This window comes from Clostridium tunisiense TJ (assembly GCF_000300195.1).
In the GTDB taxonomy this organism is placed as follows: Bacteria; Bacillota; Clostridia; order Clostridiales; family Clostridiaceae; genus Clostridium_J; species Clostridium_J tunisiense.
The window spans coordinates 466254-480392 of record NZ_AMQH01000006.1; the positions used below are offsets into that span (position 1 = coordinate 466254).

Genomic DNA, 14139 nt, shown 5'->3' on the forward strand with positions numbered 1-14139 from the left:
GGAATCACCTCCTCAACATATAGTATGAGGAAGTTGGGCTTTGTGTGCTAGTATTAGATATTTGTATACTCTCGATTTAAAACTCTAGCTTTTCTTATGCAGTCTTATGATTTTTCTCATATCCCCTATCATGTATAAAGACCCTGAAATTAAAAGTAAATCTTTTTCTGTGCAATAGCTTAAAGCTTTTTCATAGGCCTCCCTATAATCTTCAACAGCTTCACAAACTACTCCAAGGTTTTCAATTTCAACCTTTAAATCTTCAGCTAGTTCTGCTCTTTCACTATTTGGAGTTACTGCAATTACCCTGCTAGCCTTTGGTACTATAGTTTCTATCATTTCTCTAACCTGCTTATCAGCTAGAATACCTAGAATTAATATTAAATTGTCATATTTAAAATACATATCTATACTTTCTGTAAGCTTAGATATTCCATCTATATTATGAGCACCGTCAATAACTACCCTAGGATTAGTTTTCATTATTTCTAATCTACCTGGCCATTTTACAGTTTTCATTCCCTTAGCAATATTTTCTTTACTTATTTTTGCGCCTAAATCTATAAGCTTTTCACAAGCATACACAGCTACTGTAGCATTTAAAATTTGATGTTTTCCTAAAAGAGCTAGTTCTAAATTATAGTTTTCACTAAGAGTTTTAATCCCAACCCTTTGAACTACTTTTTTCTCTCCATTAACTTCAATTTCATAGCTATCAATAAATTTTGATTTTTCACTATCTACTTTAATTAGTAGAGATTTTCTTTCTGTAGCTACTTTTTCAATAACCTGCTCTGCTTCAGGTTGCTGTGGGAATAATACTGTAGGAATTCCTTCCTTGATTATTCCAGCCTTCTCAAAAGCAATTTTATCTAAGGTATCTCCTAGAATTGCCACATGATCTAAGCTTATAGAAGTTATAATAGAAAGTATTGGCGTTATGACATTAGTTGAATCCAATCTTCCTCCAAGCCCTACCTCTATTACTGCATAGTCTACTTTCTTCATATGATAATATAAAAATGCTGCACATGTAATTATTTCAAATTGAGTTGGATTTGGATACCCTAGAGCTATGACTTCATCTATAGCCTTAGAAACTTCCGTAATTATGTGAACTAAATCTTCCTTAGGAATATTTTCATTATTGATTTGTATTCGCTCTTCAAACTCCTCAATATAAGGAGATATGTAAGTGCCTACCTTATAGCCAGCCTCCATAAGAACTCTGCTTACCATAGCTGTAGTAGAGCCTTTTCCGTTAGTTCCTGCTATATGTATCATTTTTACTTTCTTATGAGGATCTCCTAAAAGCTCTAAAATTTTTTCCGTTCTTTCAAGTCCTAGCTTCATGCCAAACTGAGCTGTGTTTTCAATATAATTTATAGCCTCCTGATAATTCATTTCACTGCCTCCCCACTTTTAAATAATGAACAAGTTCATTTTGTTTAACGACTTTGTAAGGAGATTCAACTCTCACCAAAATTTATTTTTCAGCGAAAAACTCTTACCTAAAGAGGAATGTGGAAATTTCCCTTCCAAAATGTCGTTAAAAGGTGGATAATAGCATAAATTATCCACCTTTAATTATTATATCATTTAACTTATCCACAATAAAATAACATTTCATACTTATATTTTAAACTAATGGATAAATTCATCTTTATAAGCCACCTTTGAAAGAACTTTAACTCCTACCTAAAAATATAAGAATTATTCTTCAAAAATATGGTGAAAGCTTAAGAATTTTTTCCTTACAACCAATGAATTTAGTATTACTACTTTAAGTTTTCAATACTTTCAAGCACTGATTTATACATTTCCTTATACTTCTCGCCTTTAGCTCTTTCTTCTTCTACTACTTCTTTAGGAGCTTTAGCAGTAAACTTCTCATTATTAAGCTTACTTTCTACTCTAGAAATTTCTTTTTCTAATTTTTCTTTCTCTTTGTTTAATCTCTCAAGCTCTTTTTCAGCATCTACAAGCTCTAGAAGAGGCATATAAATTTCTGCTCCCATAGATACAACTGAAACAATATTTTCTGGAGCTTGTTCTTTGCTATCTAGTAAAACAACTTCACTAGCAGATGCTAATTTTTCAAAATAAGTTTTACCTTGCTCAAAGGCTTCTCTAGCTTCTGTAGCATAAATAAAGGTTTTTGCCTTTCTTGAAGGTGGTACATTCATTTCACTTCTTGCATTTCTTGTATTTTTAATAGCATCAATTATGAAGTTCATATACTCTTCTGCTTTAACATCTTTTAACTCTTCTTCATAAAGTGGCCACTGAGCTATAGTTATAGATTTTGCATCAGCCTTTAAATGAGTATAAATTTCTTCTGTAATAAATGGCATTACTGGGTGAAGAAGTTTTAAGCCGCTTATTAGAACCTTATTTAAAACATTTAATACAACACCTTTAGCTTCCTCATTGTCTCCATAAAGCACAGGTTTTACAAGTTCTATATACCAGTCACAGAATTCTGTCCACATAAAGTCATAAACCTTTTGAAGAGCTATTCCTATTTCAAACTTATCTAAGTTATCAGTAACTTCTTTTACTACTGTATTTAATCTAGATAGTATCCACTTATCTGCAGTAGAGTAGTTTTTACACTGTGCATACTTATCCATTAAAGCTTCATCAAAGTTCATCATAACAAATCTAGATGCATTCCAAATCTTATTTGCAAAGTTTCTTGCTGCCTCAACTCTTGATTCGTAGAATCTTATATCACTTCCTGGAGCATTTCCTGTTGCTAGGGAGAATCTTAGAGCATCTGCTCCAAAGTTTTCTATAACTTCAAGAGGGTCCACTCCATTATCTAAGGACTTAGACATCTTTCTACCTTGATCATCTCTAACCATTCCATGGAAAAATACCGTATCAAAAGGCACTTCCTTCATATTATATAGGCCTGAGAATATCATTCTAGCAACCCAGAAGAATATTATATCTCCACCAGTAACTAAGGTACTTGTTGGATAGAAGTATTTTAAATCCTCAGTGTTATTTGGCCAACCTAAAGTTGAGAAAGGCCATAGTGCAGAACTAAACCAAGTATCTAATACGTCACTATCTTGAACTAAGTTCTCTGATTTACACTTAGTACAATGAGTTGGTGCTTCTGTTTGAACTATTATTTCTCCACAATCTTTGCAGTACCAAACTGGAATTCTGTGTCCCCACCATAACTGCCTTGAAATACACCAATCTTGTATATTTTCCATCCAGTTGAAGTATATTTTTTCAAATCTTTCTGGAATAAACTTAATTTCCTTTTCTTTTACAACCTCAATTGCTGGTTTTGCAAGAGTTTCCATTTTAACATACCATTGTTTTGATAGCATTGGCTCAACAGTACATCCACATCTATCGTGAGTTCCTACATTGTGACTATGGTCCTTAATCTTAACTAAGAAGCCTTGCTCTTCTAAATCTTTAACCATAAGCTTTCTAGCTTCATATCTATCAAGGCCAGAATATTTTCCATAACCTTTAGATATAGTTCCATTTTCCTCTAGTACAACTACTTCCTCTAGGTTGTGTCTCTTACCTACTTGATAGTCATTTGGGTCATGAGCAGGAGTTATTTTAACGCAGCCTGTTCCAAATTCCATATCTACATAATCATCAGCGATAATTTCTATTTCTCTACCTACAAGTGGTAATTTAATTTTCTTTCCTATTAAATGAGTATATCTTTCATCCTTAGGGTTAACAGCAACTGCAGTATCTCCAAGTAGTGTTTCTGGTCTTGTAGTTGCAATTTCAACTACTTCTTCACTGCCTATAACAGGATAGTTAATGTGCCAGAAGTGTCCAGCTTGCTCCTCGTACTCAATCTCAGCATCTGAAATTGCCGTCATACATTTTGTGCACCAGTTTGTAATTCTATTACCTTGATAAATTAAGCCATCCTTATATAGCTTAACGAAAACTTCTCTAACAGCTTTATTTAAGTTTTCATCCATAGTGAAAGCTTCTCTTGTAAAATCAGCAGAACAGCCCATCTTTTTAAGCTGAGTTCTTATTCTCTCTCTGTATTCATCTGTCCATTCCCAAACTTTTTCTAAGAAAGCTTCTCTTCCCATTTCTTTTTTCTTAAATCCCTTAGCAAGTAAAGACTTTTCAACTCTTACTTCTGTAGCAATACTTGCATGGTCTTCTCCAGGTAACCATAATGCACTATATCCTTGCATTCTCTTTGTTCTAATCAAGATATCTTGTAAAGTGTTATCAAGAGCATGACCTAAGTGTAATTGTCCTGTAATATTTGGCGGTGGCATTATAATAGTATAAGGCTTTTTATCCTTATCTACTTCTGGTGTGAAAAACCCTTCCTCTTCCCACCATTTATATAATCTTTCTTCAAACTCCTTAGGATCATAGGTTTTTGCTAAATCTCTGTTATCCTCCATTTTTCTTCCTCCTGCCTTCTTTATATTTGATAAATTCATTACATAATTAATAGTTTTCTTAAGCATCTAAAAATAAATAACAACTGAAAATAGACAATCATACTGACTTATTTATTTTTTGAAGATGCCTTAGTTAAAATTATTGCCAAGAATTTAAATTGCACTACTTCCTAACTATTCATATAGCCTTATACCATTTATCAAAGGCATCTACTATACAATAGGAAAATCTGCTTAACATACATATAATGCATTATTATAAAGTTTCTTTTTCTCAGCCTTGTTCTGTAAATAAAAAGTTATTTGTACAAATAAAAAAGAGCCTTCATCCCGAAAAAGGACGAAAGACTCGTGGTACCACCTTTATTTCCTGCAATGCAACAGGCTCATTTTTTTAACGGTTTGACCCGTCTTTATTTACTAAATTTCAATAAAGAAGCTCCGAAGCTACCTTCAAGTGTATTCATATGGAAGACCTTTCAGCCGGTGAATCTTCCTCTCTTAATACTATCCCACTTTACTCCTCTTCATCTTTGCTTAATAAATATTAATTTTTAATATATTATATACTTTAACTAAATTTATGTCAAATAAATTTCTCCTAAAAACTCCAATTTATCAAGATTTTTAAATTCAACGCCAACCATATGCCCCTAAGGTTGACACTTCCTATTTCTTTCAATAGTAGCGTCACCTCAATTGAATTTATAACCGTTTGTTTTTTAAGTTATTTTACACTATTTATATTAGTTATTATATACAATCTTCTTCATATTAATTAATAATATTAACTTTTATTTACCATGAATAATATTAATGAAAAGTTAATATATTCTTTGTATAAATCTATATTTTTTGGGACAGTATTTAGATAAATTATTTTATTCTGTCTAGGAGGTCTCTTGAGGTGAGCTATTTTAACAAAGCCAATGAACTTTATAATTTGAAGGATTATAAAAGAGCTATTGATTTATATAAAAAATCAGTGGACATAAAGGAAAATGAAGCTGCTTCTCTTTACAACTCTGCTGTTTGCTTCATTAAATTAAAAGAATATAAAAGTGCTATTCCTTTAATTCAAGCTGCACTAAAAATCAAACGTGAAAGCAAATACTATTTTAATTTAGCTTATTGCTATGCAATGTTAAAAGAAAACGGTAAAGCTCTTAACTACTTCAATACTGCCTGGGCCTTAGACAACTCTGATGATGAATGTGATAGAGCTATAAAGTTAATACTTCAAGGTTATAAAAAAAGCAGCTAAGGAATTTAAGCCTTAGCTGCTTTAATTTGTTTACCACTCTCCAGCTACTTTTCTGTTCTTATGCTCTAGGTTAAAGCCTTCATTATCAAAGTAGTTTCCACCAATATAAAAGGTAGGGTCTAGATTTACCCATCTGTCCTCTTCAGGAATATACACTTCATTCCAAGCATGACTTATCCATGTCTTACCATTGAAACCTTCTCCAACTATAAGCCTAACCTTCATGCCGTTAGCCCTAGCCATGGCTACAAATAGACAGGCATAATCAAAACATACTCCTTTTTTAGAGTAAAAGGTTGGAATAGCTCCTGATTCTATACTTCTATTATTGTTCATAACCTGAACTGCCTTATCATGATCATAAGTTATTTGACTTCCCACCCATTTATATATTTCCTTAGCTTTGTTATAGGTATTTTTTCCCTTTGAAGCTACTGAAATACCAGTGGCATTAATTTCATCATTGGACTTAACCCCTTGAGCTAAGGTAACTCCATTATAATAAACTAGCTCATTATTTCCTATGTTGTCTAATCCAATATTATTTAAATCTATAGATTGTTTTTCGCTACTAGAAATTTTAAAGGAATCTCCAATAATATTAGGCAGGCTTTTCGCCAAATCAGACTTTGTTATAGGCATAACTGCCTTTTCTGAAAAGTAATTGTATATTTTTGAACTTTCTAAAGTAGAGTTCAGCTCTTTACTTATATTAATCATGGACATATAGTTAAGTAAAAAAGTAAGGATAATTGTGTAGCACAAAGCTCTAGGAATTTGAAAAATCACTCCAAATACTCTTCTTAAAATTCCTCCACCCCTTTTTATTAAATCATCTAAACCTTGAAGTAAAGGAGATAATCCTATTTCACTAATTATATGAATTAATAGCTTTAACAATTGATGTATTATAAGTATAAGTATCACAAGAATTATTCCCATAAATAGCTGAGGTCTTGTTTCTATCAACGTAGCCATTGATGTACCTACCTTACTATTGATATAGTCCATAATCTTATACTTATCACTAATGAATACCTCTTTTACTATAGTTGAGCTTATCATAAGAGAAAATAATAAGGCTAAGGTACTAAATAAGCTTTTTATTGTATTTAACAATGCCTCACTACTTAATTTAAATAAAAATCCAACTATTAAAGGATAAAGTAAAACAGCATAGAGCACTAAGCTAACTATATTTACTCCACCAAACATAGAAAATATATTACCGTTAATTGAACTAAGAATATTTGTACTCATAACCTCACCTTCTTCAATATAAATTTATATTTAGCCACTTGAAACTAAATTTTTCTAATGCACTAACCACTTACTTTTTTGTGCACCTAAATTACTTTATGAAAATATAACACTAAAAGTGTATAAAAGAAGATAATCTTATTATTAAGAGAATTTCTAATTAATAAAACTCCTCCTGATTTTCAATTACTTGACTTAAAACACTTCTTATTTCATCGTAGCTATAGCCTCTTCTTAAAAGAAAATCTTGAAGCTTTTTCTTAAGTTTTAACTTATTATCCTCGTTATTTTTCAGCACATTATATTTCTTTTGTGCCAAAGCTAGTAACTCTTCAAAATCCACTTCTGGCTCTTCAAGGGCTTCTTCATCTTCAGCAATAGTTAGAGCTACCTTGTTTACAACCTGATTAATTAAATCATAGGTATATCCCTTTGATAGCAAGTATTTTGTTAACTTCCCTAAAAGCTTTCCTTTATCTCTTTCGCTTTTACCTAAAATTCTTGCCTTTTTTTCTGCTAAAGCTAAGGCTACACTACTCTCATCCTCATAGGAAACTCTTGCTAATAAATCTTTAATAAGTTCCTCATCTATGCCTTTTTTAAGCAAATCATACTTTATCTTATTTTTTCCACTTTCCTTTAACTTTTGCTTCATATAGCACTCAGCATACCTTTTGTCATCAATGAAGCTATAACTAATGAGAAACTCTATAACTCTAGCTACTATTTCCTCTTCCATTTCCTTTTTAAAGAGCATATCTTCTACCTGTTTTTTTGTTTTCATAGCTCTTTCAATATACCTTAAAGCCGAAGTTTTTCCCTTTATATAGTTATCATCCTTAACAACTTGTTCTAGCCTTTTAGGATCTACCTCTAACCCTTTTCTAAGTCCATGGGAATAAATTAATTCATTACTACAAGCAAAGGCAAACTCCTGATTTATAAAGATATTTACTCTATCTTTATTCCTTTTTTGAACCTCTATTGATGTGATTATATTTTTCATTAATCTTCATCCCTTTGTGATAATAAAACATGAATTGTTGGATTATTTAATACTTTCCTTGCCACCTGGTATAAATCGTCACTGTTGATGTCATCCATGTTTTTCATATCTTCATTAAATTGATAAATATCTTCATCTTCCATAGCTTGATGAAGCACATAATTTCCAAGGTCTGTAGAATCTTCTAGTGTTGAAGCTACTGCAGTTTTAAAAATCTTTTTCATTAATTTTATAGTACTATCATCAAATACAATTTTTTCCTCTTTTACGTTTTGTATGCAATTATCAATAACATTTATTGTTTCATCTACATTTTCACTAGCAACAGAAGTGTAAATATACAAGGTTTTAATATTTTCTGTTAAGTCTAGCATAGTGTATACATCGTAAGCCAAGCCTCTTTCTTCTCTTAGTTCCCTAAAAAGAATAGAATTAGAACTTTCCCCAAACTTGTTATTAAGTATTCTAAGTGCCAACTCTTCTTTTTTGCTTAATCCTGAAAGAGAATATAAATAAACTACTGTACTTTGCTCAATATCTTTTTTGTAGGTAGTCTTCATCCCTCTTTTATTTTCTTCAGTTATAGCCTTTGGCTTACATACTGATTTTTCTTCCCACTTACCAAAACACCTATTTACTATGGTTAAAATATCTTCATGATCATAATTAGATACAATGGTAACTGTAGTATTATTAGGAACATAATATGTTTTATAAAACTCCACTAATTGCTTTTTGTTAAGTTTTTTTATAATTGACTCTTTACCGATGATATCCCATTTAAGTGGACTTTTATCAAAGGCTATCTCATTAATTCTTTGAAAGCTTAAATCTTCTATATCATCCTTGCTGCCTCTTATTTCTGCTAGAATAACTCCTCTTTCCTTCTTTATTTCTTCCTCAGGAAATATGGAGTTTTGAACTAAATCTCCTAATAGTTCTACACTACTTTCCAGCTCTTCATTTAAGGTAGTAGTATTAAAAACTGTGCAAGAATAATCGGTGTAAGCATTATACTCTCCACCTAAATTCTCAAGTTCGCTATTTAGTTTTTCATTATCTTTGTTTTTAGTACCCTTAAAAACCATATGCTCAATGAAATGTGAAATTCCTCTTTCCTTTGGACTTTCGTACAAGGCTCCAATGGCTACCCCTATATGCAAAGATGCAATCTGTGTATCTTTCTTTATTGAAATTAATGTTAATCCATTATGAAGTTTTGTTTGTAATGTGTCAAATGATGCTTTATTCATATAATCTCCTTTATAACTCTATATGCTCTACAATATTACTTAACTCTATAAGATAAAACTAATATATTTCTCAATAGTACTTTCACTGCCCTTTAGAATTTTTCCTATCATCCTCTTCATGGGTGAGTTAAATTTTCTTCTAAAGTTGCTGACGAAAATCAACTTACTGATTATTTAAAGTACTATTCTCCTATTGCTCCTAAGTTTTATCTTCCTAATTAAGTAGTATAATACATTATACCATTTAATTTTTATTTTGTAAGGTGACCTAGCACAGGGCTTTCTTGGATTATATTACATATATATCAATAAGTTTTAAAAATTTTTTTTGGACATTAAATATTTTGTTATAAATATGTTAATAATAGTAAAAAACACATTATATTTTTAATTGTGTTTGCTATTATTATCATATTGTGTTACTATTAGATGTATTTTAGATGTATTTTAGAAAATTAGAGAAGAGGAATATGAATGAACAAAATTAAATTCGAAGAACTAGGACTTAAAGACACAGTCCTTAATGCTATAAATGACTTAAAGTTTGAAAATCCAAGTGATATACAAGCAAAAAGTATCCCTGTAAGCTTACAAGGATGCGATTTAATAGGTCAGGCTCAAACTGGTACAGGTAAAACCTTAGCCTTTGGAGCTCCTATTTTAAGCCAAATGGCTCCCCCTAGCGGAAAAGTACAAACACTTATATTAGCACCTACAAGAGAGCTTGCAATTCAAGTTAGCGAAGAACTTGCTAAAATTTCAAAGTATGAGAAATATAAAATCCTTCCTATATATGGTGGTCAATCCTTTGATAAACAGCTTGGCCCATTAAAAAAAGGAGTAGACATTGTAATTGGAACTCCTGGAAGAATCATTGACCATATTAACAGAAGAACTTTAAAACTTGAAAATGTTAAATTTTTAGTTTTAGATGAAGCTGATGAAATGCTTAATATGGGCTTTATTGAAGATATTGAAAGCATACTTAGCCACTTGAGTGAAGATAGACAGACACTTTTATTCTCTGCAACTATGCCAAGACAGATTAAAAACCTTGCTAAAAACTACATGAAACCCGAAACAGAACACATAACCATTGCTAAAAAATCTATGACAGTTTCAAAAATAAAACAGTATTACTTTATAGTTAATTCTGCAAACAAGTTTGAATCCTTATGTAGAGTTTTAGATGTAGATAATCCTAAGACAGGAATATTATTCTGCAAAACTAAAAAAGGTGTAGATGAATTAGTTGAAGCTATGCAAGGTAAGGGATACGTAGTTGAAGGTATGCACGGAGACATGAAACAGACTCAAAGAATGAACACTCTTAAAAAGTTTAAAGGTGGAAATCTTAACTTCCTTATTGCAACAGATGTAGCTGCAAGAGGAATAGATGTAGAAGATGTTACTCATGTTATAAACTATGATCTACCACAGGACACTGAATCCTATGTTCATAGAATAGGTAGAACTGGAAGAGCTAATAAAGAAGGTACTGCTTATAGCTTCGTTTCAAGAAAAGAAGTTTCTGCTATTAGACAAATAGAACATGATACTAAGAGCAAAATTGATAAAAAGGAAATTCCTACTCTTGCAGATATCTTCTCTGCAAAATCTGGAAGTATCCTTGATAATATTAAAGGAACTTTAGAAGAGAACCTATACGAAAACTTCCTTCCAATGGCTAAGGAATTAATAAATGAATATGGTGCAGAAGACGTTACTGCTTCTCTTGTTAAGTTACTCTTTGACAAAGAAACAAACTATGAGTACGGTGATACAGAAGATTCTGTTTCTACAGATGATATGACAAGACTATTTATGTCTGTAGGAAAACTTGACAAAGCGACTCCAAAAGATATTATTAAATTCTTAGATGAGTCAGCTGGAGTTAAAAGCAAAGATATCGGAAGAATTGATATTTTAGATAAGTTTTCTTTCATAGATGTTCCTGAAAGTTTAGTTGATGGAATAATTGCTAACTGCAGCGGCAATAAAATAGGAAAAAGAAGAGTTAACATCGAAGTTTCTAACAAAAAAAGAAGATAATATAACAGCAGCAAGAGACACTTAAAGTTGTCCTTTGCTGCTTTTTTTATTATATAGAAATTCTACTTTTTAGTTTGAAAGCCCAAAACGCCATTGATATAGCTATTTTCAAAGCACCTGTGAAAAAGTACAAATACATATAGTTTCTTTAATAGCTCCCGTGAATACATGGTTTTGCACTATTGAAAAGTGTAATTAAAATCCCTTGTATTTTTTGTAACTTTATAGCTTTTAATCTCATATACTACATTGAGGTGGTGTATATGAAATTATTTAAAAAGATATTTATAACTTTACTTATTATTTTAATATTAGAGTACTTACTTATATACTATTTACACACCAGGTCAATAGACTCTAGTTTAGCTTTTGCTTTAATAAATAAATTAAGCAATTATTCTTCTTTAATGTTTGTTTAACTCTGTAGTTACTTTTAAATTAAGACTTTAATTTCACATAACTACTTCACATAATAAAAATAGGCTTGTTATAGGTATTTATTCCTATAACAAACCTATTTTTTTAATATCTTTCAGCTGGTCCATTCCATCTTGTCACTGCATTATTACTATTATGCATTCATATTACTTTCACTATTTATTAAATTTTCTATAGACTTTTAGTTTTCAGTATTATGCATCTATTATTCATAATATTATGCAGAGAGTAGTCTTAATCTATATACCATTCAAATTCATCGTCTATCATATCAAATTTAATATACTTATCTATTAACTCATCTTGTTCTTCTAAAGTTAATAGTGCATACCATTCGCCATATTGACTTCTTATATGCTTTAAGCTTAATTCTTTTAGTTTATCAATTATCTTAAGATAGTCATTATTAAGGATTCCTTTAAAACTATTTTTCCAATTCTCTAATTGTATTTTTAATTCACATTCACTAATTTGATAGGATTTAGCTTCTTCCTTAATTAGATAAAAATTACTATCTGAAACATATTCAATTATATGTCTAAAAATTGCATCTTCAGTATTTTTTGCATAATAAATTCCATCCGATTCCGCTCTTTCACATAAACCAATACAATACTCTTTATCTTCATCATTAACAACCCATACCCATTTATCGCCACCACCTGTAATTGCAAATGGAATTATTAATTTACTTTTCCCATCATCATATTCATATTCTTTAATTTTATCTATAGACATCCATTCCATATCATTCATCCATAAATATGTTTCTAAATTGAAAAATCCTCTTTCATTCATTTTTTGATATACTGATGGAATTATATAATTTTTATCAATCATGTTTCATCACTCCTAATATTTAAAATCCATTATCTATTGCAAATTTTCTTGTTTGCCTTGCTAACTCTGCAATTATATCTCTTGTAACACCAGCATCCTTCATAATTTGTATATTATCCAATACATTTTTACGCCATGATGTTCCCGCTAAGTTTTTCTTATTTAAACCTAAAGTTTTTTGTTGTCCAGTAATAAATTTGTGCATTTGATTTTCATATAGTGCCATAGCTGGGTTTTCCAATGAAAGACCCTTTCCTCTTATGGCTTTTCCATTTGAGTCTAACCAAGCATTTTGTAATAATTCATGTCCTGATAAATCATTATAAGGGTACTTCTTAAAGTCTCCATATGATGATTTATCAAATTCTTTTAGGCCAGTATATCCAACTTGTGTAACCCCATTGGAGCAGAGTCTGTCTTATCATTTTTTAGTGATAGAGTTTATTGTTTTCAACATTCACCACTATTTTATCACTTCAAAATGCAATGAACTAGCCTACTTATTTTTCAGCTAGTTCATTTTGTCTCCTTCTCACTGCATTATTTAGATTATGCAGCGATATATTCCTTAACTTTTGTTTATTTTATTACATCTTCCTAATTCTATCTTTTTTTGTATTAATTCTTTTATGTCTTGCATCTAGTTTTATATATACTATGCTAAAAAATTCGGTAAATCTTCTATCCATGTTTTAAAACTATGCCAATATTCTTTAACTTCCCCTTTATCATCATAGTAATAATATACTTTTGAATCTAATGTACTTATACAGAAATAATCCCCATTTCCTATTCCATAGAATGGTATCATATTTGCATTCCAATTACCATTTTTCATTTCATAATTATATACATCTTCTATTGTATCATTACCATTATTATTTTCCTTTGATACATTGTAAATATCCCCTGGAAATGACCATAATGACATCAATTCAATAAAGTATCTAAACTCATCACTAAATGAGCAATTAAACTTATTACTTAATTCTTTCCATTCCTCAGCTGTTGGTTTATCTAACGTATCTGTCTCTTTTTCTAGAATAGTTTCTAATATAGATTCTATTTCATTATATTCCATCCATTATCACCTCTATTTCTCATTTTATATACCTTCTCCTGGTAATATATATTCACTGCCACGTTTCTTCCACTACTCCCTTATTTCTTTAGCTCTTTGAGCTGGAGTAAGTTCTGACGGTTCAACATGTCTAGTATGATTTTCATCACGTCTATGAGTATAATCTTCTAAATCATCTAATATTCCACCATTATTCTCTACTGATTTTTGCCCTTTATGATGTACCTCTATATTTCTATCTCCATCAGTAGCTTTAGTAGTTGGATCTTTACCTTTTCTCATTCTTTCAACTTCCTCTATTGTTTTAGGTTCATATCTTACTGGTGGTGCTGTAAAATCTGGGTCAGGATTAGGATAATTTGATGGACTCATAGGCTTAGATGGGTCATATACTCTACTTACAGGGTCACCCACCACCTTAGGATCCGCCGTACACTTATTATGAACAAGTACTCCAATCTCTGATACAAAATAGGTGTGCCAATCTTCTACTTCAAAGTTATATACTTTTACTGGTTTATCTA

11 protein-coding genes and 1 other annotated feature are annotated in these 14139 nt (G+C 30.8%); of the genes, 2 read left to right on the forward strand and 9 right to left on the reverse strand.

Going from position 1 to position 14139, the window contains the following annotated elements; all coding sequences use genetic code 11:
- Nucleotides 1-84: 84 nt before the first annotated feature.
- Nucleotides 85-1404, reverse strand: coding sequence for a bifunctional folylpolyglutamate synthase/dihydrofolate synthase (locus C661_RS0107635; protein WP_017414730.1), 1320 nt, complete (start codon nt 1402-1404; stop codon nt 85-87).
- A 374-nt stretch (nt 1405-1778) separates the two neighbouring features.
- Nucleotides 1779-4421, reverse strand: coding sequence for a valine--tRNA ligase (locus C661_RS0107640; protein WP_017414731.1), 2643 nt, complete (start codon nt 4419-4421; stop codon nt 1779-1781).
- 333 nt (nt 4422-4754) lie between these two features.
- Nucleotides 4755-4964, reverse strand: a binding site (T-box leader).
- A gap of 364 nt (nt 4965-5328) precedes the next feature.
- Between C661_RS0107640 and C661_RS0107645 the strand changes: the two genes are divergently transcribed.
- Complete coding sequence (locus C661_RS0107645) at nt 5329-5685, forward strand: tetratricopeptide repeat protein (RefSeq protein ID WP_017414732.1); 357 nt, start codon at nt 5329-5331, stop codon at nt 5683-5685.
- A gap of 30 nt (nt 5686-5715) precedes the next feature.
- Here C661_RS0107645 and C661_RS0107650 read toward each other — a convergent pair whose 3' ends face one another.
- The 3 genes from C661_RS0107650 to C661_RS0107660 form a co-directional block, all read right to left on the reverse strand.
- Nucleotides 5716-6945, reverse strand: coding sequence for a transglutaminase-like domain-containing protein (locus C661_RS0107650; RefSeq protein ID WP_017414733.1), 1230 nt, complete (start codon nt 6943-6945; stop codon nt 5716-5718).
- A 160-nt stretch (nt 6946-7105) separates the two neighbouring features.
- Nucleotides 7106-7951 carry a recombination regulator RecX gene (gene recX / locus C661_RS0107655; protein ID WP_017414734.1) on the reverse strand — a complete coding sequence of 282 codons (846 nt, stop codon included), beginning with the start codon at nt 7949-7951 and terminating at the stop codon, nt 7106-7108.
- Complete coding sequence (locus C661_RS0107660; protein WP_017414735.1) at nt 7951-9204, reverse strand: M16 family metallopeptidase; 1254 nt, start codon at nt 9202-9204, stop codon at nt 7951-7953. The genes recX and C661_RS0107660 overlap by 1 nt, the downstream gene beginning before the upstream one ends.
- Before the next feature lie 474 nt (nt 9205-9678).
- On the opposite strand from C661_RS0107660, the gene C661_RS0107665 reads away from it, so the two are divergent.
- Nucleotides 9679-11256 carry a DEAD/DEAH box helicase gene (locus C661_RS0107665; RefSeq protein ID WP_017414736.1) on the forward strand — a complete coding sequence of 526 codons (1578 nt, stop codon included), beginning with the start codon at nt 9679-9681 and terminating at the stop codon, nt 11254-11256.
- A gap of 672 nt (nt 11257-11928) precedes the next feature.
- Here the strand turns inward: C661_RS0107665 and C661_RS0107675 are convergent.
- From C661_RS0107675 to C661_RS24210, 4 genes are all read right to left on the reverse strand, one after another.
- On the reverse strand, nt 11929-12534 hold the full coding sequence (locus tag C661_RS0107675; protein ID WP_017414738.1) for a hypothetical protein: 606 nt from the start codon (nt 12532-12534) through the stop codon (nt 11929-11931).
- A gap of 19 nt (nt 12535-12553) precedes the next feature.
- Nucleotides 12554-12775 (reverse strand): hypothetical protein, encoded by a 222-nt coding sequence (locus tag C661_RS0107680; RefSeq protein ID WP_017414739.1) that lies wholly within the window; start codon nt 12773-12775, stop codon nt 12554-12556.
- A gap of 414 nt (nt 12776-13189) precedes the next feature.
- Complete coding sequence (locus C661_RS0107685) at nt 13190-13615, reverse strand: SMI1/KNR4 family protein (RefSeq protein ID WP_017414740.1); 426 nt, start codon at nt 13613-13615, stop codon at nt 13190-13192.
- 72 nt (nt 13616-13687) lie between these two features.
- Nucleotides 13688-14139, reverse strand: a 452-nt coding sequence (locus tag C661_RS24210; RefSeq protein WP_242825982.1) for a polymorphic toxin-type HINT domain-containing protein, incomplete at its 5' end; no start/stop codon positions are given.

Excerpts from the sequence above, each read along its gene's own strand:
- C661_RS0107635 (WP_017414730.1), bottom strand. The coding sequence starts at position 1,404 with ATGAATTATCAGGAGGCTATAAATTATATTGAAAACACAGCTCAGTTT.
- C661_RS0107640 (WP_017414731.1), bottom strand. The coding sequence starts at position 4,421 with ATGGAGGATAACAGAGATTTAGCAAAAACCTATGATCCTAAGGAGTTT.
- C661_RS0107650 (WP_017414733.1), bottom strand. The coding sequence starts at position 6,945 with ATGAGTACAAATATTCTTAGTTCAATTAACGGTAATATATTTTCTATG.
- recX (WP_017414734.1), bottom strand. The coding sequence starts at position 7,951 with ATGAAAAATATAATCACATCAATAGAGGTTCAAAAAAGGAATAAAGAT.
- C661_RS0107660 (WP_017414735.1), bottom strand. The coding sequence starts at position 9,204 with ATGAATAAAGCATCATTTGACACATTACAAACAAAACTTCATAATGGA.
- C661_RS0107665 (WP_017414736.1), top strand. The coding sequence starts at position 9,679 with ATGAACAAAATTAAATTCGAAGAACTAGGACTTAAAGACACAGTCCTT.
- C661_RS0107675 (WP_017414738.1), bottom strand. The coding sequence starts at position 12,534 with ATGATTGATAAAAATTATATAATTCCATCAGTATATCAAAAAATGAAT.
- C661_RS0107685 (WP_017414740.1), bottom strand. The coding sequence starts at position 13,615 with ATGGAATATAATGAAATAGAATCTATATTAGAAACTATTCTAGAAAAA.